General features: G+C 69.9%; 27 protein-coding genes. 16 read left to right on the top strand and 11 right to left on the bottom strand.

The features are described from left to right. Positions 1-58 precede the first annotated feature (58 nt). On the bottom strand, positions 59-544 hold the full coding sequence (locus ABT130_RS00855) for a MaoC family dehydratase (RefSeq protein ID WP_350951740.1): 486 nt from the start codon (positions 542-544) through the stop codon (positions 59-61). 10 nt (positions 545-554) lie between these two features. Next, complete coding sequence (locus tag ABT130_RS00860) at positions 555-1,832, bottom strand: acetyl-CoA hydrolase/transferase family protein (RefSeq protein ID WP_350951742.1); 1,278 nt, start codon at positions 1,830-1,832, stop codon at positions 555-557. 199 nt (positions 1,833-2,031) lie between these two features. Here ABT130_RS00860 and ABT130_RS00865 point away from each other — a divergent pair, with 199 nt between their 5' ends. The 13 genes from ABT130_RS00865 to ABT130_RS00925 all read left to right on the top strand — a co-directional run bounded on the left by ABT130_RS00865 (position 2,032) and on the right by ABT130_RS00925 (position 15,143). After that, positions 2,032-2,919, top strand: coding sequence for a branched-chain amino acid ABC transporter permease (locus ABT130_RS00865; protein ID WP_350951744.1), 888 nt, complete (start codon positions 2,032-2,034; stop codon positions 2,917-2,919). Positions 2,920-2,952: 33 nt separating this feature from the next. Then, complete coding sequence (locus tag ABT130_RS00870; RefSeq protein WP_350951746.1) at positions 2,953-3,852, top strand: branched-chain amino acid ABC transporter permease; 900 nt, start codon at positions 2,953-2,955, stop codon at positions 3,850-3,852. Next, positions 3,849-4,688, top strand: a complete 840-nt coding sequence (locus tag ABT130_RS00875) for an ABC transporter ATP-binding protein (RefSeq protein ID WP_350951748.1) — start codon at positions 3,849-3,851, stop codon at positions 4,686-4,688. Before ABT130_RS00870 ends, ABT130_RS00875 begins: the two co-directional genes overlap by 4 nt. Then, positions 4,630-5,349, top strand: coding sequence for an ABC transporter ATP-binding protein (locus tag ABT130_RS00880; protein WP_350911007.1), 720 nt, complete (start codon positions 4,630-4,632; stop codon positions 5,347-5,349). Before ABT130_RS00875 ends, ABT130_RS00880 begins: the two co-directional genes overlap by 59 nt. A 65-nt stretch (positions 5,350-5,414) precedes the next feature. Next, entirely contained in the window at positions 5,415-6,308 is an 894-nt protein-coding gene (locus ABT130_RS00885) for an SDR family NAD(P)-dependent oxidoreductase (RefSeq protein ID WP_350911009.1), read from the top strand. 129 nt (positions 6,309-6,437) lie between these two features. Further along, a complete protein-coding gene (locus tag ABT130_RS00890; RefSeq protein WP_350911011.1) occupies positions 6,438-7,700 on the top strand; it encodes an LLM class flavin-dependent oxidoreductase in 1,263 nt (420 codons plus the stop codon). Next, positions 7,697-8,515: an alpha/beta fold hydrolase gene (locus tag ABT130_RS00895; protein WP_350951750.1), complete on the top strand. Its 819-nt coding sequence runs from the start codon at positions 7,697-7,699 to the stop codon at positions 8,513-8,515. The genes ABT130_RS00890 and ABT130_RS00895 overlap by 4 nt, the downstream gene beginning before the upstream one ends. Then, complete coding sequence (locus tag ABT130_RS00900) at positions 8,512-9,684, top strand: acyl-CoA dehydrogenase family protein (protein ID WP_350951753.1); 1,173 nt, start codon at positions 8,512-8,514, stop codon at positions 9,682-9,684. The genes ABT130_RS00895 and ABT130_RS00900 overlap by 4 nt, the downstream gene beginning before the upstream one ends. A 6-nt stretch (positions 9,685-9,690) precedes the next feature. Then, on the top strand, positions 9,691-10,530 hold the full coding sequence (locus ABT130_RS00905) for an SDR family NAD(P)-dependent oxidoreductase (RefSeq protein WP_350911017.1): 840 nt from the start codon (positions 9,691-9,693) through the stop codon (positions 10,528-10,530). A 9-nt stretch (positions 10,531-10,539) separates the two neighbouring features. Then, a complete protein-coding gene (locus ABT130_RS00910) occupies positions 10,540-11,724 on the top strand; it encodes a thiolase family protein (RefSeq protein ID WP_350911019.1) in 1,185 nt (394 codons plus the stop codon). 4 nt (positions 11,725-11,728) lie between these two features. Then, on the top strand, positions 11,729-12,703 hold the full coding sequence (locus tag ABT130_RS00915) for an amidohydrolase family protein (protein ID WP_350951755.1): 975 nt from the start codon (positions 11,729-11,731) through the stop codon (positions 12,701-12,703). Next, complete coding sequence (locus ABT130_RS00920; RefSeq protein ID WP_350951756.1) at positions 12,700-14,256, top strand: class I adenylate-forming enzyme family protein; 1,557 nt, start codon at positions 12,700-12,702, stop codon at positions 14,254-14,256. The genes ABT130_RS00915 and ABT130_RS00920 overlap by 4 nt, the downstream gene beginning before the upstream one ends. Further along, positions 14,253-15,143: an LLM class F420-dependent oxidoreductase gene (locus ABT130_RS00925; RefSeq protein WP_350951758.1), complete on the top strand. Its 891-nt coding sequence runs from the start codon at positions 14,253-14,255 to the stop codon at positions 15,141-15,143. Before ABT130_RS00920 ends, ABT130_RS00925 begins: the two co-directional genes overlap by 4 nt. 69 nt (positions 15,144-15,212) lie before the next feature. Here ABT130_RS00925 and ABT130_RS00930 read toward each other — a convergent pair whose 3' ends face one another. Beyond that, positions 15,213-15,410, bottom strand: a complete 198-nt coding sequence (locus ABT130_RS00930; RefSeq protein WP_350951760.1) for a hypothetical protein — start codon at positions 15,408-15,410, stop codon at positions 15,213-15,215. Positions 15,411-15,532: 122 nt separating this feature from the next. Further along, complete coding sequence (locus ABT130_RS00935; protein ID WP_350951762.1) at positions 15,533-16,456, bottom strand: AraC family transcriptional regulator; 924 nt, start codon at positions 16,454-16,456, stop codon at positions 15,533-15,535. Between the two features lie 113 nt (positions 16,457-16,569). On the opposite strand from ABT130_RS00935, the gene ABT130_RS00940 reads away from it, so the two are divergent. Continuing rightward, positions 16,570-17,133, top strand: a complete 564-nt coding sequence (locus ABT130_RS00940; protein WP_350951765.1) for an NADPH-dependent FMN reductase — start codon at positions 16,570-16,572, stop codon at positions 17,131-17,133. A gap of 116 nt (positions 17,134-17,249) precedes the next feature. Here the strand turns inward: ABT130_RS00940 and ABT130_RS00945 are convergent, their stop codons facing one another. Beyond that, positions 17,250-17,417: a hypothetical protein gene (locus tag ABT130_RS00945; protein ID WP_350951767.1), complete on the bottom strand. Its 168-nt coding sequence runs from the start codon at positions 17,415-17,417 to the stop codon at positions 17,250-17,252. Between the two features lie 157 nt (positions 17,418-17,574). Here ABT130_RS00945 and ABT130_RS00950 point away from each other — a divergent pair, with 157 nt between their 5' ends. After that, positions 17,575-18,096, top strand: coding sequence for a phospholipase (locus ABT130_RS00950; protein WP_350951769.1), 522 nt, complete (start codon positions 17,575-17,577; stop codon positions 18,094-18,096). A gap of 148 nt (positions 18,097-18,244) precedes the next feature. Here the strand turns inward: ABT130_RS00950 and ABT130_RS00955 are convergent, their stop codons facing one another. After that, positions 18,245-18,718, bottom strand: a complete 474-nt coding sequence (locus tag ABT130_RS00955) for a MarR family winged helix-turn-helix transcriptional regulator (protein WP_350951771.1) — start codon at positions 18,716-18,718, stop codon at positions 18,245-18,247. Between the two features lie 57 nt (positions 18,719-18,775). Here ABT130_RS00955 and ABT130_RS00960 point away from each other — a divergent pair, with 57 nt between their 5' ends. Next, positions 18,776-19,552: an alpha/beta fold hydrolase gene (locus ABT130_RS00960; protein WP_350911037.1), complete on the top strand. Its 777-nt coding sequence runs from the start codon at positions 18,776-18,778 to the stop codon at positions 19,550-19,552. Positions 19,553-19,612: 60 nt separating this feature from the next. Here ABT130_RS00960 and ABT130_RS00965 read toward each other — a convergent pair whose 3' ends face one another. From ABT130_RS00965 to ABT130_RS00985, 5 genes are all read right to left on the bottom strand, one after another. Then, positions 19,613-20,023 carry an archease gene (locus tag ABT130_RS00965; RefSeq protein ID WP_350911041.1) on the bottom strand — a complete coding sequence of 137 codons (411 nt, stop codon included), beginning with the start codon at positions 20,021-20,023 and terminating at the stop codon, positions 19,613-19,615. Positions 20,024-20,028: 5 nt separating this feature from the next. Next, positions 20,029-21,444, bottom strand: coding sequence for an RtcB family protein (locus ABT130_RS00970; RefSeq protein ID WP_350951773.1), 1,416 nt, complete (start codon positions 21,442-21,444; stop codon positions 20,029-20,031). Between the two features lie 133 nt (positions 21,445-21,577). After that, positions 21,578-21,832 carry a hypothetical protein gene (locus ABT130_RS00975; protein WP_350951775.1) on the bottom strand — a complete coding sequence of 85 codons (255 nt, stop codon included), beginning with the start codon at positions 21,830-21,832 and terminating at the stop codon, positions 21,578-21,580. A gap of 350 nt (positions 21,833-22,182) precedes the next feature. After that, positions 22,183-23,355, bottom strand: coding sequence for a transcription termination factor Rho (rho, locus tag ABT130_RS00980; RefSeq protein ID WP_350951777.1), 1,173 nt, complete (start codon positions 23,353-23,355; stop codon positions 22,183-22,185). Positions 23,356-23,820: 465 nt separating this feature from the next. Next, on the bottom strand, positions 23,821-24,798 hold the full coding sequence (locus ABT130_RS00985; RefSeq protein WP_350951779.1) for a helix-turn-helix transcriptional regulator: 978 nt from the start codon (positions 24,796-24,798) through the stop codon (positions 23,821-23,823). Positions 24,799-24,822: the final 24 nt, after the last annotated feature.

Below are 24,822 nucleotides of genomic sequence, written 5' to 3' on the forward strand. Positions count from 1 at the left end.
GGCGATATGCGCAGGCGGCGTGGTGATCCCGAACGGTGCCCGCCCCCGCCGTTTCCGCTCAGGCCCGCGCGGTCTCGTCCTCGGGAGCGAAATTGACCAGCGCGGTCCGCCGGGCGCGGCAGACGACGGTGCCGTCCTGGTTGAGGCCCCGGTGCTCCAGCGTCACGATGCCCTGGCGGGGGCGTGAGGCGGAGGCCCGCTTGTCGATGATCTCGCTCTCACAGTAGAGGGTGTCACCGATGAACACCGGCGCGGGGAAGGAGATCTCGCCGAAGCCGAGGTTGGCCACCGTCGTCTTCTGGGTGAGGTCGCCGACGCCGATCCCGCACACGATGCCCAGCGTGAGCAGGCTGTTCACCAGCCGCTGGCCGAACTCGCTCTCGGCCGAGCGGACCGCGTCCAGGTGCAGGGACTGGGCGTTCAGGGTGATGCTGCAGAACAGCACGTTGTCGGCCTCGGTGATGGTGCGGCCGGGCTCGTGCTTGAAGACGTCACCGACGTGCATCTCCTCGAAGTAGAGCCCGCGCCGGGTGTGTACGGTCACCGTTGATCCCTCATTTCGCTGTGGTCACTGCTCCGGACGCGGACATCAGTCCGGCCCGGTGGTCGGGGTGGGCGACGGAGGCGAGTGACTCCGCGCGCTCGGCCCGGGTCCTGCCGCGCAGCCAGGCGACGCCGTATTCGGTCACGACCACGTCGGGCGTGTGCCGGGGGACGGTCACCACCGCGTCGGACGCCAGCGCGGGGACGATCCTGCTGTGCCGGCCGTCGGCGGTCCTGGAGCCGATCGCGATGACGGACAGGCCGCCGGGCGACCCGTAGGCGCCCTCGACGAAGTCGATGCTGCCGCCGATCCCCGAGACCTGGATTCCGCGTACGGTCTCGGAGTTGACCTGGCCGAACAGGTCGACCTCGACGGCCGAGTTGACCGACACCACGCCGGGCAGGCCGCCCAGGTGCCGGGGTGTGTGGCCGGTGCGGCTGTCGAAGACGCCGATCGCGGGGTTGCGGTCGGCGAAGTCCATCAGGATCCGGGTGCCCATGAGCTCCACCGCCGAGATCGCGGGGGAGGGCATCACGCTCAGCGGGCTGAGCACGCCGCGCTCGAAGAGCGCCACCATGGCGTCGGTCGCCATCCCGATGACCTGGGCGCCGCGCAGGTCACTGTGTGCCAGGCCGTGGATGAGGGACTCCGGGATCGAGCCGAGGCCGAACTGCAGCACGGGCCGCTCCGGCAGCAGGTCCAGGACGTGCGCCGCGATGCGGTCGCTGACCTCGTCGCGGGCCGCCTCGTGGAACTCGCACATCGGGGTGTCGGCCTCGACCAGCGCGGTGATCTCCGAGACGTGCAGGGTGGTGTCGCCGTACGTGCGGGGGACCAGCGGGTCGACCTCCGCGAGCACGACCCGCGCCCGCGTGACGGCGGCCCTGACATAGCTGGCGGACGGGCCCAGGCTGCAGTATCCGTTCCGGTCCGGCGGCGACACCCGCACCAGCGCGGCGTCGGTGTTCCAGTGGTCGAACAGGCCGGGGACGGCGGAGGCGCGGGTCGGCACGTACTCGCCGAACCCGGCGGCGACCGAGCGCCTGGCCGGGCCGTAGGGGTGCCAGGTGAGGTAGCGCAGGTGGCCCTGCCGTACGGCGTCGAGGAACGGGTAGCCGCCCAGTTGGAGTCCTGAGTAGAGGGTGGGGGCGTGGAGCAGGTCCGCGGTCTCGCCCAGGGCGCGGAGCAGGGTCTCCGGTGTGCCGCAGCCTGGGGCGCCCACGATGTGGGCGTTCTCCGGGAGCAGGCGGACGGCCTTTTCCGGTGGGAGCGTGCTGGGAGGTGGCATGGAAGCGCAGCCAATCGTCGTGCGGGGAGGCCGGCACAGAACGCGCGCCGAACCCGCGAGGGCACTCGCGCAACGCTTAACCGTAATGCCGCCGAGACTGTGAAGCAAGTGCTTGATTAACGTTGACATGGCAGGCGGGAGGCCGATAGCGTCAAGTAAAGCGAGCGCTTGATTTACGTTTCTCCTGGAGGAAGCGGCCGTGACACTCGTCATCCAACAACTCGTGAACGGCCTCGCCCTCGGAGCTGTCTATGCGCTGTTCGGCGTGGGGTTCGCACTGATCCTCACAAAGATGGGCGTGCTGAACGTCGCCCACGGCACCTTCGCCACCTGGGGTGCCCTGGTGGCCTACCTCGCCGTGGTGGACCTGGGTCTGCCCTTCCCCCTGGCCCTGCTGGCGGGGGCGATGGCCGCCGGGCTCATCGGAGTTCTGGCGGACATCGTGGCCTTTGAACCGCTGCGTCGTCGCAATGCGGGCCATTTCGCGCCGATCATCGCCAGCATCGGTGTGTGGATCATATTGCTCACCGCCGCGCAGGCGGTGAGCAAGGACTCCGCGACCAGCTTCCCCGACCGCGCGGTCCAGGCGAGCCCGATCCGGCTGGGGGACCTGGTGATCCTCCCGGCGCAGTTGCTCAACATCGTCGCCGCGCTGCTCGTGGCCATCGGGCTGCACCAGGTGCTCACCCGCACCCGGTTCGGCGCCGCGGTCCGCGCGGTCTCCGTCGACCCGAGGTCGGCCACCATCGTGGGGGTCAACTCGGCCCGCACGCTCCGGCTCGTCGCCTTCACCGCGGCCGCCATCGCCGGGCTCGCGGGTGTCCTGGCCGGTCTGTCCTCGAACAACGTCTCGTTCGACCTGGGCGAGGCGCTGCTGCTCAAGGGCTTCGCCGCGGTGGTCGTCGGGGGCTACGGGGACATCCGGGGAGCCACCCTGGCCGGTTTCATGATCGGCATCCTTGAGGTGGTCAGCGCCCAGTACATCTCCTCGGGCTTCCGCGACGCGATCACATTCGGCGTGCTGCTCGTCATCCTCGTGGTTCGCCCACAGGGGATGTTCGGCGAACGCCGACTGAGCCGCGCCTAGTCCACGCTTCATGGCTGAAGAGGTCGAGAGCACATGAACATCGCTGCCTGGAGCACGACTCTGCAGTTCGCGGGAGTCAGCGCGCTCTTCGCGCTCAGCATCTACGCCTCCCTGTGGACCGGCGTACTCAGCCTGGCGCCGGTCTTCTTCGGCGCGGTCAGCTCGTTCACCTTCGGATGGGCGGTGCTGACCTTCGGGCTGCCCCCGGTGGCGGGGATCGCCATCGGCGCCGTGGGCGGAGGGCTGCTGGGGATCCTCACCGCGTTCCTGGTCCTGCGGCTGGACAGCCACTACCTGGCGATGGCCACGATCGCGCTGGTCCTCATCGGCCGCGTCCTGGTGATCAACCTGGAGGGCTTCACCGGGGGCGCGGCCGGCATGCTGGTCCCCGGCGACCTGGGCACCTGGTTCTGGTGCCTCGGTTGCCTGGCGCTCGCCACCTTCGTGCTGGCCCGGCTGCGCGGCTCGCGCTTCGGGCTGGCGGCGTCCGCGGTACGGGAGGACCCGGCCGTGGCGCAGTCCCTGGGGATCGCTCCGCGTACCGTGCAACTGGTGGGCTTCGTGCTGTCCGGGGTGTTCGGCGGTGTCGCGGGCGTGCTCCAGTCGAGCTTCCTGCAGTACATCGGGCCGGACACGTTCTACACGCACATGGGCTTCGTCACCCTGGCCGCGGTGGTCCTCGGCGGGGCCTATCACTGGTTCGGCCCGGTCATCGGCGCCGTGGTCTTCACCGCTCTGCCCGAGCTGCTGCGCGGCCCGCTCGGTGAGTTCGACGACATCGTCACCGGCCTGCTGCTCATCCTCATCATCGTCTACCTGCCCCGCGGGCTGGTCGACCTACGGAGGTTCCGCATGCTGCGGAGGAGTCCGGGCGCCACATCCGAGACCGCGCACGAGAAGACAATCGGCAAGGAGGCGGTGGTCCCCGAATGAGCACCATGCCGGTCCAGGACAGCCCCGGTGACGTTCTCGCGGTCGAGATCGAGGGCCTCGTCAAGACGTTCGGCGGCCTGCGCGCGGTGTCCGACGTGAACATGCGGGTTCCGCAGCGGAGCATCTACGGCCTGCTCGGCCCGAACGGGGCAGGCAAGACGACCGTCCTGAACATGATCAGCGGTTTCCTGTCGCCCGACAGCGGCGCGATCCGGGTGCACGGCAAAGAGACGCACGGCCTGGTCCCCTACCGGATCGCCCGCGAGGGTGTGGCGCGCACCTACCAGAACATCCGGCTCTTCCCCGGCATGACCGTCCTGGAGACGGTCGCCACCGGCGCGTACACCCGGCGGCGCTCCACCATCCTGGGCGCGATCACGCTGAGCCGCACCGAGCGCAGGGAGCGGGCCGAGGTCAAGGAGAAGGCGCTCGGCCTGCTCGAGCAGGTGGGTGTCGAGGCATCCCCCGACGCGCTGGCCGAGACCCTCTCGTACGGCGAGCAGCGGCGGGTGGAGATCGCCAGGGCGCTCGCCACCGAGCCGAGGGTGCTCCTGCTCGACGAGCCGACCGCCGGCATGAACGACGCGGAGTCGCAGCAGATCGGCGAGCTGCTGCTGCGGCTCAGGAGCGAGGGCCTGACCCTGGTCCTGATCGAACACAATATGCGGCTCGTCGAGGAGTTCTGCGACGAGGTGACCGTCATGAACTCCGGCGCCGTGCTCGCCGTGGGCACCCTCGCGTGGTGCCTGGAACAACCCGATGTCAGGGAGGCCTACTTTGGCAAGCGATCCGATGCTCGGCGTATCGAGACTCTGCGCCGCGCACGGCGTGGTTGAGGCCGTCCGGAACGTCGACATCCAGGTGCCGAAGGGTGCGCTCGTCGCGCTGGTCGGGGCCAACGGGGCCGGCAAGACGACGACCTTGAACTCCATCGCCGGGCTGCACCGGCCGGCGTCGGGCACGGTCCTGGTCGGTGGCAAGGACGTCACCGGCTGGCCCTGCCACCGGCTCGTCCGGGCGGGCGTCGCCCTGGTGGCCGAGGGGCGCAGGATCGCACCCTCGCTCACCGTGCTGGAGAACCTGGAGCTCGCGACGTACGCCAAGCGTAGGGACAAGGCCGACTTCCAGCAGCAGATCGATCGGGTCTACGACCTGTTCCCCGTCCTCGCCGCCCGGCGGACCCAGTACGCCGGGCTGATGAGCGGTGGGGAGCAGCAGATGCTGGCGGTGGGCAGGGCCCTGATGACCCGGCCCGATGTGCTGCTCCTGGATGAGCCGTCGATGGGGCTCGCCCCTTCGATCGTCGACGTCCTGTTCACCACCATCTCCACGCTGCACGAGACGGGCTCGACCATCCTGCTGGTCGAGCAGAACGCGGAGTTGGCGCTCGCCGTCAGCGACTACCTCTACGTCATGCACCGCGGCGCGATCGTCGCCGAGGGGGACCCGGACTCGCTCAGGTCGCGCCCCGAGGTCATGACCGCCCTGTTCGGTTAGGACATGACCCGGCCGGATCAGCGCCCCCATTCCACCTGGAGCCAAGGAGCCAAGGAGCCAACTCAGTGAGCGAAATCAGATTGGACGGGCAGGTCGCCGTCGTCACCGGTGCGGGCCGCGGGCTCGGCCGCGCGCACGCGCTCCTCCTCGCGGAGCGCGGAGCGGCCGTCGTGGTGAACGACGTCGGCGCGGCACTGGACGGCGCCGGCGCGGAGCTGACCCCCGCCGAGCAGGTGATCAAGGAGATCACCGAGGCGGGCGGGCGCGCGGTGGCCGACGCCACCGACATCAGCACCCCTGAGGGCGCCGCGCAGGTGGTCGCCCGCGCGGTCGAGACCTTCGGCCGGCTGGACATCCTGGTCAACAACGCCGGGATCCTGCGCGACAGGACGATGGCCAAGCTGAGTCCGGCCGAGGTGGACCCGGTGCTCGCGGTCCACCTGGGCGGGACCGTGTGGATGACGAAGGCCGCCTGGCCGCTCTTCACCGAGCAGCGGTACGGGCGGATCATCAACACCACCTCCGCCGCCGGCCTGTTCGGCAACTTCGGCCAGACGGCCTACGCGGCGGCCAAGGCGGGCATCATCGGCGTCACCAAGACGCTGGCCCTGGAGGGTGCCCGCCACGGCATCCAGGTCAACGCCATCGAGCCGGGCGCGCGCACCCGGATGACCGAGGACCTGCTCGGCGATCTGGCCGACAGCCTCGACCCCGCGCTGGTCTCGCCCCTGGTGGTCTGGCTCGCCGACCGGGAGTGCACGGTGAGCGGTGAGGTGTACAACGTCGGCGGCGGGCGCGTGGCGCGGGTGGTCGTCGCCCAGGCGCCGGGCTACTTCTCCCGCTCGGTGTCGCCCGAGGAGATCCGCGACAACTGGGACCAGGTCAACGATCTGGCGGATCTGTCCGTCATCGAGGACTTCAAACAGGAGCTCGACCTGCTGGTACGGCGGCTTTCCTGACCCACCCGACCCCGCCGGGGCAGGCGGCCGCGTCCAAATAGTAAAGCAAGCGTTTGATTTATCAAGCAAGCGTTTGATAAGCTCCGGGCGGGCTGAACTCTCCGGCCAACTCACTGCAGAAGGACAAGCGTGAAGTTCACTTACTTTCACCTGATGCCCTTTGACGGGCTTCCTGAGGACTTCGCTCAGAAACACCGGAGCGTCTGGGTGGACATCGACCCGCGCCTCATGGATGTGCAGCGGATCCACCATCTCTACAACGACTACCTGGACGAGCTTGAGCACGCGGCGCGAATGGGCTTCGACGCGATCGGCGTCAACGAGCACCACAGCAACGCCTACGGCCTGATGTCGAGCCCGAACATGATGGCCGCCTCGCTGGCCCGCCGCACCGCCGACACCGACGCGAAGATCCTGGTCATGGGTGACGCGGTGCCGCTGTACAACCCGCCCATCCGGATCGCCGAAGAGCTCGCCATGCTCGACGTGATCAGCGGCGGCCGGCTCATCACCGGGTTCCCGCTCGGCAGCAGTCAGGACACCAACTACGCCTACGGCATCAAGCCCGCCACCGTGCGCGAGCGGTACTACGAGGGCTTCGAGCTGATCCTCAAGGCATGGCAGTCCCAGGAGGTGTTCAGCCACAACGGCCGGTTCACCAAGCTGCGCTACGTCAACCCCTGGCCCAAGCCGCTCCAGCAGCCGCACCCGCCCATCTGGGTGCCCGGCAGCGGCTCCCTGGAGACCATGGACTTCGCCATCAGGCGCGAGTTCCCGTTCTTCTTCCTCTCCTACTTCGGCACCGAGTTCTCCAGCTCGATGCTGCGCCGTTTCTGGGACCGCGCCGAGGCCGCCGGCGTCGACGACAACCCGTACCGGGTGGGCATGTTCCAGCCGATCCTGGTCGCCGACACCGACGAGGAGGCCAAGCGCCTCTACGCCGACCACGTGAAGTACTTCTACCGCCGGTGCACCCACACCTACCCGGGCTTCGCCGAGGCCCCCGGCTACAAGAGCGTCGAGTCCCTCGCCGCGGTGCTCCCGCCCCCGGGTGCGAAGTCGACCGCCAGGCCGGACAGCTTCCGGGCGGCGAAGGAGTACGAGTGGGAGGACTTCGTCGACCTCGGCATCATCATCGCGGGCAGCCCCAGCACGGTCAGGGAAAAGCTGGAGCACCTGTCGACCACGATGCGCATCGGCAACTGGATCGCCCTGATGCACATCGGCGACATGCCGCGTGACAAGGCGATGAACAACATCGAGCTGTTCGCCACCAAGGTGGCGCCCGGCCTGTCCGGGGTCTTTTCCGATTACGAGCACAGATGGTGGCCCAAGCCGATCCCCGGCTTCGAGCCGGCGCAGGTGGCTCCCGTGAAGGCGGTGGCGAAGTGAGCATCCGGCACGACTTCGAGGGCCCGCACCAGGGCGACCTCACGATCGTCGACGAGTACGGCACGGCCGACGGCCCCGTTCTGGTCTACCTGCACAGCGAGTGGGGGGCGTTCGAGGAGCCCCCGCTCTCCGGCGAGCTGCTGGAGACCGGCCGGGTCCTCGTCGTCCACCTGCCAGGCTGGGGCGCCTCCACCTCGGTCCGCCCCGCCTCCAGCCTCGCCGACATGGCCCTGGCCGTCTGGTGGGCGCTGGACCGGCTGGAGACCGGTACCGTTCGCCTGGTCGGGCACGGCATCGGGGCCACGCTGGCCGCCGAGATGGCCGCGGCCCAGCCCGGCCGCGTCGAGTCCCTCGCGCTGATGGCGCCGTGGGGCATGTTCGACGAGGCCGACCCCGGAGCCGACATGTTCGCGCTGCTGCCCCGGGACCTCGCCCCGCTGGTCTACACCGACCCGAACGGCCCGGTCGCCGCCGCGCACCTGCCGAAGCCCGCCGACGCCCACGAGGCCGGGCTGGCCGTCATCCGCCGGGTCCAGGTGCTGGGCGCCGCGAGCAACTACCTGTTCCCCATCCCGGACACCGGGATCGCCGAACGGCTCTACCGGCTCGCCGACGTACCGGTGCTGCTGCTCTGGGGCGCGCAGGACGGCGTGGTGCCGGCCTCCCTCGCCGGCCAGTGGACCGAGCACCTGCCGCACGCGCGCAGCGTGGTCATCCAGGACGCCGCGCACATGCTCCCCTACGAGTCCGCCGACGCGCGCAAGCTCATCCTGGAGTTCACCGGCGCCGCGAACCCGTCGGCCAGGTCGGCATGAGGCGTGAGTACGCCGACCCCGACCACGAGCTGATCGCCTCCGCGATCCGCGACCGGTGCGCCGAGTTCACCGATGAGTACTGGGCCTCCTGCGACCAGGAACACCGGTTCCCGTGGGAGTTCTTCAACGCCATGGCGGAGGGCGGCTGGCTCGGGATCGCGCTGCCGGAGGAGTACGGCGGCGCGGGCCGGGGCGTCACCGAGGCGGCGATCCTGCTGCGCGAGGTCGCCGCGTCCGGGGCGGCCATGAACGGCTGCACGGCGCTGCACATGAACCTCTTCGGGCTGCAGCCGGTGCTCAAGTTCGGCAACGAGCGGCTCAAGAAGACGTTCCTGCCCCCGTCGGCCGAGGGCAGGCTGCACGTCGCCTTCGCGGTCACCGAGCCGGACGCCGGCACCGACACCTCCCGGATCAAGACGATGGCCGAGCGCGACGGCGACGGCTGGGTGATCTCCGGCCAGAAGATCTGGACGAGCAAGGCGCTGGAGTCCGACGTCGCGCTGATCCTGGCCCGCACCTCCCCCGCGCCCGACGAAGGGCGGCGCCGGTTCGAGGGCCTCAGCCTGTTCCTGATCGACCTGGACCGCGACCACGTCGACATCCGGCCCATTCCCAAGGTGGGCAGGAATGCCGTCGCCAGCTGCGAGACCTTCTACGACCGGCTACCGGTGGAGGGCTGGCGCCTGGTCGGCGAGGAGGGCAAGGGTTTCAAACACATCCTGTCCGGCATGAACCCCGAGCGGATCCTGATCGCCGCCGAGGCCATCGGGATCGGCTACGCGGCACTGCGCCGCGCCACCGAATACGCCAAGGTGCGCGAGGTCTTCGACCGGCCGATCGGCAGCAACCAGGCCATCAGCCACCCGCTCGCCGACGCCTACGCGCGCCTTGAGGCCGCCTGGCAGATGACCATGGTGGCGGCGGGCCGCTATGACGCGGACCTTTCCTGCGGCGCCGAGGCGAACATCGCCAAATATCTGGCCGCGCAGGCCGGGTACGACGCCGCCGACCGGGCCGTACAGACCCACGGCGGGCTGGGGTACGCGCACGAGTTCCACGTCGAGCGCTACTGGCGCGAGGCACGGATCATGCGGCTGGCTCCGGTCAGCCAGGAGATGTCCCTCAACTTCATCGCGCAGCAGGTCCTCGGTCTGCCGCGCAGCTACTGAGCCGTGATGGCTGGAACAGGGGGGAAGGTGTCGATCCAGGGCCGGCTGGCCGGCCGGGTCGCGTACGTGCTCGGCGGCGGCAGCCACGGGCCGGCGCGTCCCGGGGAGTCGTTCCCGATGGGCAACGGCAGGGCGATCGCCCTGCGCCTGGCCGCCGAGGGCGCCACCGTCGTGGTCGGTGACATCGACCTCGGCCGGGCCCAGGCGACCGTGGACGCGCTGGCCGTCCCCGGCCTCGCGGTCGAGGTGGACGCCGCCGACGCGGAGTCCTGCACGGCGGCCGTGGCGGCGGCGCTCGACACCTATCACCGGCTCGACGTCGTCGTGTGCAACGTCGGCGTCTCGGGCCGGGAACCGATCAAGGCACAGAGCGTTCCGGAGTGGGAACGCTCCGAGACGGTCAACGTCCGGTCGCACTGGCTCACCGCCCAGGCGGCGCTGCAGCCGATGCTCGATCGATCGCAGGGCTCGTTCGTCTTCGTCGGCTCCACCGCCGGCCTGCTGAGCAGCCGCCGCTCCCTGTCCTACGAGGCCACCAAGGCGGCACAGCTCGCCGTCATGCGGCACATCGCCGTCCGGTACGCCGCGCGCGGCATCCGCTCCAACGCGGTCGTGCTCGGCAACATCGACTCGGCGCTGGTCCGGCGCGAGTTCGGCGAGGACCCCACCTCCGCACGCGCCGCCGTGGTCCCCATGGGCCGCGAGGGCCGTCCCGAGGAGGCCGCCGCCGCCGTCGCCTTCCTCGCCTCCGACGACGCCGGCTATGTCACCGGCCAGAGCCTGATCGTCGACGGCGGCGTCAGCGCGGCCTGGCCCACCCCACCGTCCGCCCTACAGAGGGGATAGACGACTCTCATGCAGAGCGACGCAGTAATCCGCGGGGTCGGCATGACCCCGTTCGGCAAGTTCCTCGGCTCCTCGATGAAGGACCTGGGCAGGGCGGCGGTCAACGCCGCGCTGGACGACGCCGGTGTCCGGGTCGGCGACATCCAGGCCGTGTTCTTCGCCAACGCGCTCGCCGGCCTCATCACCGGTCAGGAGTGCATCAGAGGCGAGACCGTCACCTACCCCCTGGGGTTCGGCACGATCCCGGTGCACAACGTGGAGAACGCGTGCGCCTCCGGAGGCAACGCCCTGCACCTCGCGTGGCTGGCGGTCGCCTCGGGGATGTACGACACCGTGCTCGCGCTGGGTGTGGAGAAGGCCAACCACGAGGACCGCGTCCGCACCTTCAGCGCGTTCGGCTCGGGTATGGACGTCGAGGACGGCTTCGCGGTGGGCGACGACGCCGGGCAGGATCGCAGCCCGTTCGTCGACCGCCAGGCGCGCCTCGCGCGGACACTCTTCGAAGACCGCGGCGTGACCATGGAGGGCCTCGCCCGGGTGGCTTCGCGGTCGCTGGAGAACGCCCGGCTCAACCCGATGGCCCACCGCAGGTTCGGTGGATCGCCCCAGGACGTGCTGCAGGCCCGTGTCGTGGTCGACCCGATCACCGTGCTGATGAGCTCCCCGATCAGCGACGGCGCCGCGGCCGTCGTGGTCACCCGGCGCCCGGACCCCGAGCGCTCGGGCCGCGACGTCAGGATCCTCGCCTCCCGGATCGCCACCCGCCCGCCCAAGGGCCTGGCGGGCGCCCCCGGCGCGGCGAAGGCCGCGGGCCTGGCGGCGTACGAGCAGGCGGGGCTCGGTCCCGGTGACATCGACTTCGTCGAGGTGCACGACGCGTCCGTCGCGTACGAACTGCTCACCTGGAGCGAGCTGGGGCTCTGCGAGCCCGGCCAGGAGCAGGAATGGGCGATGAAGGGCGGTACCGAGCGCTCCGGGGCCATGCCGGTGAACGCCTCCGGCGGCCTCGTCGGCCGGGGACACGCCCTGGGCGCCAGCGGGCTCGCCCAGGTCTTCGAGCTCACCCAGCAGATCCGCGGCGAGGCGGGCGACCGTCAGCTGCCCCGGGCCCGGGTGGGCCTGGCCCAGATCGGCGGCGGTGTCATCGACTGGGAGACCGCCGTCTCCTCCGTGCACATCCTCGCCGGGGCGTGACCCGTTGCCCGGCACCCCCCTCGTGGTCGACGGCCACATGCACATCCTGGACGCGTCCTGGCTGCCCGAAGGGCTCCGCAGGGCGTGGGCGCGGCAGGCCGCGGGGCGCACCCACCCCGAGCGGGACCCCGCGGACATCCTCTGCCGCGTCGGGAAGGGGCAGAGCGACCCGGACGGCTCGCTGACCATCGCCGCCTTCGACACCGCCGGGGTGGCCGCCGGGGTCATGCCGGTCGTGGACTGGACGATCGTGGGCCGCCCCGCGGGGGAGCACCTGCCCATCCGCGACCTGCACGCCCGCTGCCAGTCTCTGGCCGACGCGGCGCCCGGCAGGCTCTTCTTCTGCGCGGGCATCGACCCGCGACACCCCGACGCCGCGCAGATCCTGGAGCACGCGGCCGGGATGGGGAACTGCCGCGGCGTGAAGCTCTACCCGGCGGCGGGCTGGGCGCTGGCCGACCCGGCCCATTCCTGGCTGTTCGAGCGGCTCGTCGAGATGGGCCTGCCCGCCGTCGTCCACACCTCGCCACTGGGCGGTGACCCGCTGCAGACCGTACGCTCGCGGCCCGCCGAGGTGGCCGCGCTGCTGGCCAGGTACCCCACGCTGACCGTCGTCTTCGCGCACGCGGGCATCGAGGCATGGTGGGCGGAGGCGCTCGACTCGGCCACCGGGTGGCAGCGGGCCTATCTGGAGCTGTCGCTGTGGCAGCGGTGCGCGTTCGCCGACTACGCCGAGTTCCGCAGGCGGGTCGCCAGGATGCGGTCCCAGCTGGGGGCGCACCGGCTTGTCTTCGGCTCCGACATCATCCGCGGCACCAAGGAGGACCCCCGGGGCGAGGAGCTCGTGACCTGGATCGATAGGGTCATCAGCCTCGCGGAGCCGTTCGGGGGAGAGCCGCCGGTGCTGTCCGCGGAGGAGCTGGCTCTGTTTTTGGCCGCTAACGCGGTCCGTGTTTTCGATCTCAGGGAGCTTTCATGAGCGACACGATGGGAGAGGTCTTCGAGAAGGCCGGCAGGCGCTTCGCCGCACGCGTCGCGGTCGAGTCGCAGGGCGTCAGCCGGACCTTCGCCGAGGTTCTGGAGGCGGGCAGACGGCTGGCCAACGCGCTGCGCGACCGCGGGCTGGAACCGGGGACCCACGTGGCCGCGCTCCTGGAGAACCGGATCGAGTCCCTTGAGATCTACGTCGGGCTGGCCCTCGGCGGCTACCCCGTGGTGCACGTCAACGACCGGCTGACCGCCGACGAGATCGACTACGTGCTCACCGACTCCGGGGCGCAGGCCCTCGTGCACACCGACGGGGTCGCCGCCACGGTGCGGCGGACCCGGTCGGCATCGAGGCTCAAGGCGTGGTTCGCCGTCGGCTCCCCCCTCCCCGACGGCGCCGAGTCCTACTCCGAGGCGTTGCGGCGGGCGAGCGACGCGCCGCTGCCGCACACCGCCGCCCCGGAGGACATCGCCATCATCGGCTACACCAGCGGTACCACGGGTTTCCCCAAGGGGGCGCTCGCCTCGCACCGCGCCGTGGTGGGCTGCACCAAGCTGGTGCCCTACGCCTATCGGCTCCCGCTGCACGGGCACTGCGCGTTTCCCGGCGCCTGGTCCTTCGTGTCGGGCATCTGGGGCGTCATCTTCCCGCACTTCTACACGGGTGGCACGGTGTCCTTCATCCCGGGTGCCACCCCCGAGGAGTGGGGCAGGCACATGGTGGAGCGCGGCTCGACCTTCACCCTGGGCCTCACGCCACTGATCCCCGGCCTGCTCGAAGCGCTGCGCCTGTACCCCGAGGTGCTCGACACCCTGCAGACCGTGCTCCACTCCGGTGGCCCGCTCCCGCCGGAGCTGGCCGGTGAACTGGTGGACGTGATCGGCGACCGGCTGGTGGAGACGTGGGGCATGACCGAGGTCGTCGGCCCGATCACCATCACCAACCGCCAGGACTGGACCGGCCGAACCCAGGCCAAGGACATCTTCGCCTCGGTGGGCCGTCCGCTGCCGACGGCCACGGTCCGGGTGGTGGACGGCGATCGCAAACCCGTCCCCGTGGGCCAGGTCGGTGAGCTCGCCATCGAGTGCGACACCATGTTCTCCGGGTATCACGGGCGGCCGGAGAAGACCGCGGAGGCGCTCGTGAACGGCGAGTACTTCACCGGCGACCTGGGCTACCAGGACGAGGCCGGATATTTCTACGTCACCGGGCGTTCCCAGGAGCTGATCATCAGTGGCGGCGCGAACGTGTACCCGGCGGAGGTCGAGCGGGTTCTGCTGTCCATGGACGAGGTCGCGGACTCGGCGGTGTTCGGCCTGCCCGACGAGCGGTGGGGCGAGGCCGTCTCGGTCGCCATCGTGGTCCGGAAGGGGCACACCCTCACCGAGTCGCAGGTCGTCGAGTACGTCCGGGAGCGACTCGCCGGATACAAGAAGCCGCAGAAGATCTTCTTCGTGGACGAGCTGCCCCGCAACTCCAGCATGAAGATCATGAAGCATGTGCTGCGCGACTCGTTCTTGAACAGCGAAGGGATCGCATCGTGAAGATCGGCATCAGTGAGTGGTACCCGGGAGCCGGCCACCGCGCCGGACGCTGGTCCATCGAGTCGGCCCAGCTCATCGAGGAGCTCGGTTTCAACTCGGTCTGGCTTCCCGAGCACGTCGTCTTCATGCCGCGCTACGACTCCAGGTACCCGTACGAGGAGTCGGGCGCGACCGAGGTCAACGCCACCCGGGGGGTGCACGACCCGCTCGTCCTGGCCGGCGCGATCGCCGCCGCCACCGAGCGCGTCCGCATCGGCACGTACGTGATGGTGATCCCGCAGCGCAACCCGATCGTCACCGCCCGGCAGATCGCCAGCGTCGACCAGCTCTCAGGCGGCCGGTTCAGCGTCGGCGTCGGTGTCGGCTGGTCGGCCGAGGAGTACGCGGTGCTGGACGTGCCGTTCGAGCGCCGCGGCGCGCGCATGGACGAGTACCTGCGCGTGATGAAGGCGACCTGGGCCGAGGACGAGCTGACCGAGTTCCACGGCGAGTTCGTTGACTTCCCGCCGCTCTACGCCTTCCCCAAGCCGGTACAGCGCCCGCACCCCCCGATCATCGTCGGCGGCAACAGCCCGGCCACGCTGCGCCGCATCGTGGAGCTGGGCGACGGATGGGCCGGCTACAGCCAGAGCTACGACGACATCGCCCGCTTCACCGAGGAACTGGAGAAGCGCCTGACGGCCGCGGGGCGCAGCCGTGCCGAGGTCTCCCTGCGCGTCGGCCGGCGGGCCAAGGGGAAGACGGAGAAGGACTGGGAGGACGACGCCGTCTACATCCGCCGCTGCGCCGAGCTGGGGCTCGACGAGGTCGTGGTCTCCCCGCGCATCGGCGACGAGAACTACGAGCGCGACATGACCCGCTACGCCGAGATCGTCGGCCTCCGCTAGGGCGGGGAGTGTCGACTTGACGGCTCTGGCACGCCTGCGGCCCCTACCACCTGGGACCGGCTTCGGTGATCACAGGAGGCCGGGATCGGTGACGCCCGGTGCCGGCCACACGGACAGGTGCGGCTGTCGGAGCTGTTTCGCTCCGGACACGTACAGGTTCCCCGCCTCGTCGATGGCCAGACCCGCGGGGGATTCCACCTCGGCGACGGTTGACCGGTTCCCGTCGGGTGTGATGCGCTCGACCGTTCCGCCCGACCAGTTGGACACGTACACGGCACCGGCGCGGTCGAAGGCGATTCCGGTCGGTGCTGAGAAGTCCGTGTACAGAGCCGTGGCGGGCGCGTCCGGGCCTGGGCCGGAGGCCGGGGGCGGGGCCGCCTCCGTCGGGCCTAGGCCACCGCGACTCGGCGGCGGTACCGGCCGGGCGCCACGCCGAACTCCCGCTTGAAGGCGTTGCCGAAGGCGAACTCCGACCCGTACCCCACTCGCTCGGCCACCTCCGCCACCGACGCGTCGGATTCGCGCAGCATGCGCGCCCCGCTCATCAGCCGCCACCAGGTCAGGTACGCCAGCGGCGGCTGCCCGACCAGCCCCGTGAAGCGGCGGGCGAAGCCGGCGCGCGACAGGCCCGCGTGGGCGCCGAGCGACTCGACCGTCCAGCGGCGGGCCGGGTCGCGGTGGATGGCGTCGAGCGCGCGGCCGATGGCCGGGTCGGCCAGCGCGGCGGCCCAGCCGGACAGCGTGCAGGGCTCGTCCTGGGTCTCGAAGTAGGCCCGCAGGACGTACAGCTGCAACATGTCGAGCAGGGACGACACAACGGTGTCCGTGCCGGGGCGCGGGTTGTCGATCTCAGCGGCCAGCAGCTCGACGGCGGCCCGCAGCTCCGGATGGCTGCCGAGCGTCGCGGGCAGGTGGATCACGCCGGGCAGCGAGCTCAGGATCGGGTGAGTCCTGTCGGGGGCGAGCCGGTAGCCGCAGGACAGGATCACCGTCTCGGCCCCGGCGCCACCGAAACCGGCCGAGGTGAACAGCTCGGAATGCGGGTCGCAGTCCGACTCGACCAGCGGCCTCGCGGGATCGTCGGCCAGCCCGAACAGGTCGCCGTGCGGCAGGAACACCAGGTCGCCCATGCTCAGCGGAACGGGCTCGCCATCCGAGGGAATGAGCCAGCAGGACCCGCGCAGCACCACCTGGAAACCCGCGGACCCGGGCGTCGCGCGGAACGACACACCCCAGGGCGCCCGCCAGGAGACGCGGGCGGAGGTGGGGCGCCCGCACCGGATGAAGGCCGCCACGTCGCTCAGCGCATCCATGCGGCCAGTCTATGGCCTGAGACGCTGGCGTATAAATGTTGGACAGCAGCGCATTCAGTATCTCAGCAGGTCTCCCTACGGTGGTTCACGTAACCGATTGAGGGAGCACTGACATGCTGAAGGTAGGCATCATCCTGGGCAGCACCCGTCCCGGCCGCAACGGCGAGGCGGTGGCGCACTGGGTCCGCGACCTGGCGGTCAAACGAGACGACGCCGAGTACGAGCTCGTCGATCTGAAGGACTACGACCTGGGCAACCTGGACGAGCCCGAGCACCCCGCCATGGGCAACTACCAGCACGAGCACACCAAGCGCTGGTCGGCCAAGGTCTCGTCCCTGGACGCGTTCGTGATCGTGACCCCCGAGTACAACAACTCGTACCCCGGCGCGCTCAAGAACGCCCTCGACTTCCTGTACGCGGAATGGAACAACAAGGCGGCCGGTTTCGTCGGCTACGGCGTAGACGGCGCGCCCCGGGCGATCTCGCACCTGCGGCACGTCCTGGGCCTGCTCAGTGTGGCCACCGTGTCGAACCAGGTCGGGCTGTCGATCCACAGCGACTTCGCGGACGGCTCCAAGCCCGCCGCCGCTCACGAGGACCGGCTGAACCTCGTCCTCGACCAGATCCTCACCTGGGGCTCCGCCCTGCGTCCGCTCAGGGGTGCGCCGGCGAGCTGATCGACTGCTGGGTCGATGTCGGCGATGTCGGCGATGCCGGTGGCGCCGTGGGGTTTCCGTTCCCGCCCGCCACCGTCGAGGAGGTCGCCCCGGCCGCCGAGCAAACCGGCGGATCCTCATGCGGCGAGTTCCTTCGCGGCGGCACGGATCTCGTCCAGCAGGACCACGAGATCGTCCTCGGTGGTGGCCGGGGGGAGGACGCAGGCGCGCAGTGCCGCCGTTACCCCCCGGGCCGCCGCGAACAGGGGCACACCCCTGTGATTCGGCCTTTCGAAACGTGCCATTACAGGATGTTGTAATTCTTGTAAAGAGCGATCGTTTACGAACACCCATGCCGATCTTGACGAAGATCCGTTCCGGCATATCAGGTTATTTCGTTTCATTGTTAGGCGATGGCAGAAACCTGCCATGAGAGGCATCCCCCAGACAAAGGCAGAGCCCATGGTCAAACGAGCCCTCGCAGCCGTCGCCCTCTCCCTCGTCACATTACTCGGATTAACACTGCCCGCCTACGCGGTGACACTGGAGCAAAAGCTCGCCGCACTTTCCGGTTTCAGCCAGCCCACGGCGTCCAGCGCCGCCAGTTGGCGCTCTGCCTGGCAGAACCAGGCGGGCTGGGCGGACTACGCCTTCGACTGGTCGACCGACCTCTGTTCGAGCAGCCCTGACCAGCCACTCGGCTTCGACTTCAGAATGCCGTGCCGACGTCACGACTTCGGCTACCGCAACTACAAGGCGGTGAGCCAGTTCCCGGCGAACAAGGCACGCATCGACGACGCGTTCTACTTCGATATGAAGCAGGTTTGCGCGGGATATTCCACCATCCCCAGGAACACCTGCAACGGCCTCGCCTGGACCTATTACCAGGCGGTCAGGGAATTCGGCACCCTCAACGTCACCGAGGCGCAGATCGAACGAATCCGCCAGACCGCCGAGCAGGCCGCCCAGACCACCGAGATGTGACCCGTCCACGCGGGATCACTCCCACCCGCTGACCGCCGCCGGGCCGGTTACGTGCCGGCCCGGCACGTCCGGGGGTAGCCGTGGCGACGGCCGGCTCGAACTCCCCGCCTACGGCCGGACTCCCGGTGAATGTTCGCATCGGCCGGGCTTAATCCATGTCGACGTTGTCGAGGAGTCGAAGGAGGCGCGAGAGCACTTGGACGCAGGCGGTGACCTCGGCGTCGGTCAGGTCGCCGCCGACCTGGCGCAGCACCGTGCGCTCGCGGTCGATCACGGCGGTGATGGCGGCCTGGCCCTCCTCGGTCAATCGGATGAGGGAGGACCTCTTGTGCGCCGGGTTGGGGACGAACTCGACCAGGCGTCGCGCGGCAGCATCGTTGATCATGCGCTGCACGAACTGGCGGCTCAGCGCCTGGGCCCGACCCATCTGGGGGACGGTCATGAGCCCGTGCTCGCGGAGCATGTTAAGCACGGCTCGCACCCCGACTGACAGCCCCTCGATGGGCGCGTCCTGTTCCACCTTGCGCTGGGCGCGCCGGTACAGCGGCCCCACCAGGTCGAACACCTCGATGAGCCGGTCGGCCAACTCTTCGGACGCCAGGCCGCGGTCTGTTTCGCTCACCTCACCATGATGACACCTGGGTTGTCATCTTTGGCCAATAATGACACCCTGGTTGTCATGAATGATCTGTTCTGGCTCGACACCGGCACTGGCCGACCCCTCGTCCTGCTGCACGGCGGCTTCGTGGACCACGGCATGTGGGGTGACCAGATTCCGGTCTTCGCCTCGCGGTACCGCGTCATCGCGCCCGACGCCCGCGGCCACGGCCGGTCCGCCAACGCCACCGAGTCGTTCCGGCTCACCGACGACCTCGCCGAGCTGCTGCGCCACCTGGGCACCGGCCCCGCGATCCTGGTGGGAGTCTCCATGGGGGCGAGCGTCGCGGTCGACACCGCGCTGGAGCACCCGGAGCTGGTCAGCGCCGTGGTCGTCAGCGGCGCCGGGACCAGCGAACCGTATTTCACCGACCCCTGGACCACCCAGGCCATGGCCGTGTGGCACTCGGCGATGGCCGCTGGTGATCTTGATGCCTCGGTCGAGGGGTTCATGCTCTTCGCCGCGGGCCCGCACCGCACCCTCGACGATCTCGACCCCGAGGTCGTGAGCCGCCTGCGCCGGATGGCCCGGGGCACCATGTCCAAGCACACCGGCGACGAACCCAACCTGCTCGTCCCGGTGCGCGACACCTGGGACCGCGTCGCCAGGATCGACGTTCCCGTGCTGGCCGTCAACGGCGCCATCGACTCGCCCGACCACATCGGCATGGCCGAACGCCTCGTCCGCACCGTTGCCGACGGCCGCGCGATCTCGGTCGACGGGAGCGCCCACTACCCCAACATGGAGCGCCCGGACATCTTCAACGAGATCCTCGAAGACTTCCTGCGCACCGTGTGACCACACCGCCGACAGTTCCGATCAGCCCGTTCCGGCAGGCATCGCGGACTCCCCGCTCACTCACACGTCCAGGGTCACCGCGCAGGTCCAGCCGCGGGGTTCACGAAGGAAGCGCAGGTCGTGCAGGGCGACTGCTTTGGGGAGAGCGCCGATCTGGGAGATGGTGGCGACATCGGCCATGTCCAGCCGCAGCCACAGCCCGCTCTGATCCTCACCCGCTTCGACGCCGCAGGGGATCCTCGCGGTGGTGTCCATGCGGTAGATCACCTCGTCGAGCGCTGTCACGAGCTGGTCCTCGGGGAAGCCGGGGCCGATGCGTACCGTCTGGACGGCGTCGCTTTCGGCGTGGCCGAGATCGGCGAAGCCTTCGATCATGGCGCGGATCGCTTCGGCGATGCACTCGGCGGCGGTGGGCGCCCACGCCTCGATGCGGGCGTCGGCGGTGTGGGGCAGGGCACGGTGGCCTTTCACCGGGATCAGCCCTTCACCACGCCGAGCGGGACCAGCCGGGCGACCCTGCGGCACAGGCCGGCTCCGACGCCGGCGGCCACCACGGCGTCGACGTCCTTGTAGGCGCTCGGAGCCTCCTCCGCCAAGCCGCGCCAGGACGAGCCGCGCACGGCGATGCCCTGCGCCTCCAGCAGGTCGCGAAGCCGGCGTCCGTCGATGGAGCGGGCGGCTTGGTGGCGGCTACGGGTGCGGCCGGCACCGTGGCAGGTGGAGTGGAAGGCATCTGCGCCGGTCACGCCGGTGAGTACGTGGGAGGCGGTGCCCATGGTGCCGGGAATGAGCACCGGTTGGCCGTAGGGTGCCAGATCGGCCGGTAGGTCGGGGTGGTGCGGCGGGAGTGCCCGGGTGGCGCCCTTGCGGTGTACGCACAACCGCATCCCCTCGTGTACCTCGATCTTGGCGAGGTTGTGCGACACGTCGTAGACCAGGTCCACGGTGGCGCCGGTCACGTGGCGGAACGCTGTGCGGGTGGCCTCGGTGAGCAGTTGCCGGTTGGCCCTGCCGTAGTTGGCCGCGGCGGCCATCGCGCCCAGGTAGGCACGGCCCTCGCGGGATTCGACCGGGGCGCAGGCGAGCTGCCGGTCCGGGACGCTGATGCCGTAACCCGGCATGGCCTTTTCCATGACGCGGACATGATCGGTGCAGATCTGGTGTCCCAGGCCCCGCGACCCGCAGTGGATCATCACGCATACCTGGCCGAGCCGGAGACCGAACGCGGCCGCCACCGCCGGGTCGTAGATCTTCTCGACCGCCTGGACCTCCAGGAAGTGATTTCCGGAGCCGAGGCTGCCGACCTGGACCAGGCCTCGTTCGACCGCGCGGGGGCTGACCTGTGCCGGGTCGGCGTCGGCGACCGCCCCGAAGTCCTCGCAGCGGTCCAGATCGCGGGGCAGGCCATGGCCGTGCTGTACGGCGTAGCCCGCACCGCCGTACAGCACCCCTTCGAGTTGCCCCTCGGAAAGCCGCCATAGCCCGCCTTGGCCGATTCCGCGGGGTGTGGTCCTGTCCAACTCGTCCATGAGCCGATTCAGCGTGGTGGCGAGTTGGTCGCGCTGGAGAGCGACGGTGAGCAGCCGTACTCCACAGGAGATGTCGAACCCGACTCCGCCGGGTGAGACCACTCCGCCCGCGGCGATGTCGGTGGCCGCCACGCCGCCTATCGGGAAGCCGTACCCCCAGTGGATGTCGGGCATGGCGTAGGAGGCGCGCACGATGCCGGGCAGCATGGCCACGTTGACGACCTGCCGCAAGGCCTGCTCTTCGGGAAGCAGGTCACCGGAGGCGAACACGATCCCGGGGACCGGCATGTGGTCGTGCCGGTCGATCCGGAACCGGAAGGGCGTCTCCTGGATGAGTCTCGTGGAGGTGTCGTATCGCGTCATATCTCGACCCGGCGCATCGGGGTGGCCGCCGCGAGTCCGTCGCCGATCCGCGTCACCGGCCGGTGCCTGCGACGGAACCGCGGCCGATCACCTGCTGGGGGGATGTGGAGGCGTGCCGACGGCTCATGCCGTGTCAACCCCCGCCCCTGACGAGGCCGGCGGCGAGCAACAGTTCGTGAGCGAGCCGCGCGGCCTGCTCGGGGTGCATCTGCCCGGGCTCCTGCATGGGGCCGGCCTCCATGCCCCGCGCGAGGGCCAGATTGGCCTCGGCCAGCACCTGGATCTGCTTCTCGATCCTGCTGACCCGGGCCTTGAGAAGGTTCAGCTCGACCTCGAGCGAGTGCGTTTCCCCGGACGCCGGAACCGTACTGGGTTTGGACTGAGACATCAGATCCACCTCCCAGGAAGTGTTCTCCTTCTCACCCTTGCCGGGGCCGATACTCGCGGCACAGGGACTTACGTCCTTCGTTGGCCGGTCCTTAGGTCCCATCGACGAGGACCGTTCCGGTGCCGCCGGAGCCGGCGCGAGGGACGACGACCACTTGCTGATCATCTTCATAGAAGATCCTGCCGGGAGTCGTGGTGCGGATTTCACCGGGAGCCGGCGATGTGCCCTCCTGATCGTCATGCTCCCCGAAGGTCATTGTGCACATGTCGCGCGCCCCCGTGATCGCATCGCCTCCATGGATCTTCCGGCTCGGGCGTCTGCACCACCGCCGGATTGCCGCAACGCCGGCCTCAGCGGGGAGCCTGTGAGAGCGCGAGCTGCCGGAGGAAGACGGCGTTGGACGGTGACGTGCGCAGACCGTCGAGTATCCCGGTGAGCGCCTGCTCGTGGTTCAGGCCCGCGAGCACCTGCCGGAGCTTCCAGATGATCTCTCGCTCGTCGTCGGCGAGGAGCAGTTCCTCCCGCCGTGTGCTGGAGGAGGTCACGTCCACGGCGGGGAACAGGCGCTGCTCGGCGAGAGTCCGGTCAAGCCGCAGCTCCATGTTGCCGGTGCTCTTGAACTCCTCGAAGAGGTAGTCGTCCATCCGCGAGCCCGTCTCGACGAGCGCGGTCGCGAGGATGGAGAGCGAGCCGCCCTCCTCGGTCGCGCGGGCCGCGCCGAACAGCCGTTTCGGCTGGTGGACGGCGTACGCGTCGACCCCGCCCGTCAGCGTCCTGCCGCCTTTCGGGGCGATGACGTTGTACGCCCGGCCGAGCCGGGTCAGGGAGTCCATGAGGACGACGACGTCCCGGCCACGCTCGACGAGCCGTTTGGCCCGCTCGATCGCGAGTTCGGCGAGCGCCGTATGGTCGCGTTCGGGCTGGTCGAACGTCGAGGCGATCACCTCGCCGCGCACCTGCCGGCGGAAGTCGGTGACCTCCTCGGGGCGCTCACCCACAAGTACCACCATGAGGTGGACAGTGGGATGGTTCGCCGCGATGGCGTCGGCGATCGCCTTGAGCGCCATGGTCTTCCCGGTCTTCGGCGGCGCGGCGATCAGGCCGCGCTGCCCCAGGCCGACCGGGGTGATGAGGTCGATCAGGCGGGTGATGGGTGATCCCGTCTCCAGAAGCAGGCGGCGGCGGGGGTGGACGGGCGTCATATCGGCGAAGTGCGGCCGTGCGCCGCCCGGCTCCGCGCCGTCGATCGACACCACCTCGGCCGGCTTGCCGTACGGCTTGCGCAGGAGTGCCGTGATCAGGTCGCCCGGGCGCAGGCCGAGTGCTTTCACTCGTGCGGCGGGCAGGCAGGCGTCGTCCTCGCCCGGGAGGTAGCCGCTCGCCCTGAGGTAGGCCCTCCCGTCGCGGACGTCGAGCAACCCGGTCACCTCCCGTTCTTCGGCGGGTGGGCGTGTGCTGTTCCGGGCTACCGGGGCGGTGGTCGTGGTGTTTCTTTTCGAGGGCTTGTCGGTGGTGATGGTCATGGGCGTGTCCTTAAGACCGGAAATGGATGATGGAAAGGGGGATGCGCGCCTATTCGGCCCGATGGCGGGCATGGCGCGATGAAGTTCTGGCAGGCGGCGGGCGGTTCACGCGCACAAAGAGAGGTGCGTGATGACGCCGTCCGGTTGCCGAACGGGAAGTGACGCCCTCAGCAGTGGGCGAAAGCGGAATACCGACGCTCAGCGGCGGCTGGAGAAGGGCTCTGAATCGGAAAAGGGATCAGATCGATCACATCGACGAGCCATTTACACGGTAACACCATCCCCGGGGTCGAACGCAACCCAGGATCCTGGCGTACCACCTGCCGAGGACGAGAGACCCTCAGGCGGATGTGACGCTGGAGCGGCCCAAGCCGCGCGGCGCCACCGCCGCGGTCGAATTGATCGACCACCGGCTGAGAGTTCGCCGAACGGTACGCCGCCACCTATGAAGCCGGAACCCGCGCATCACCGATTTGCGCCGGCCTCCGGAGGCCACCGGGTGGCGTCGAGGAGGCGGGTGCCGAGTGTGCGCAGGTGTTCGATGAGTTCGGGTGGTTCGTGCACCTCGAAGGCGACGCCGATCTGCGCGACCCATATTGCGAGTTCGTCGAGGGAGTTCGAGCCGGCGTTGAGCACGCACGCATCGTCGCCGTCGGGTTCGACGGTCGCGACCGTCGGCGGCATCCGCGCGGCGATGACGTCGGCGGGGGCGTGCATCGTGAACCGGGCGCGGTAGCGGTATGGGCTGACCGAGATCCGCTCGGCGACGTAGCGGGCCAGGTCGCCGCCGGGTGGCTGCCGGGGAGTGAAGCGTGGCCCGTTCGGCGAGCACAGGCGCATCCGGTCGACGCGGAAGGTGCGCCAGTCGGACCGGGTGGTGTCCCAGGCGACCAGGTACCAGCGGCGGCCCGAGCTCACCAGCCGGTGCGGCTCGGCGGTGCGGCGGGCCTCGGTCCCATCGTGGGCGCGGTAGTCGAACCGCAGGCTGTCTCGGTCACGGATGGCCGCGGCGATCGCGGTGAGCACCGTCGGGTCCACGGCATCGGCCGTGTTCGCCAGCGGGAGGGTGGCTGTGCGCAGGGCGCCGACGCGGTGCCGGAGCCGGGGCGGGAGCACCTGCTCTAGTTTGACGAGTGCACGGACCGAGGTGTCCTCGATCCCGGCCACGCCGGAGACGGCGGCGGTGCCGAGTCCGAGGGCGACCGCGACCGCCTCGTCATCGTCGAGCAGCAGCGGTGGAACACCCGTGCCGGCGCCGAGACGGTATCCGGGCGTTCCCGCGGTGGCGTGCACGACGTACCCCAGCGCGCGCAGCCGGTCCACGTCGCGGCGGATGGTGCGGGCCGAGACGCCGAGGCGCTCCGCGAGCTCCGTGCCCGGCCAGTCCTTCGGCGTCTGCAACAGCGACAGCAGCCGCAGTAGCCGGGCCGATGTCTCCAACATGACGACCATCCTAGGACAGGACCT

The sequence above is a fragment of the Streptosporangium sp. NPDC001681 genome (assembly GCF_040298085.1).
GTDB lineage: Bacteria > Actinomycetota > Actinomycetes > Streptosporangiales > Streptosporangiaceae > Streptosporangium.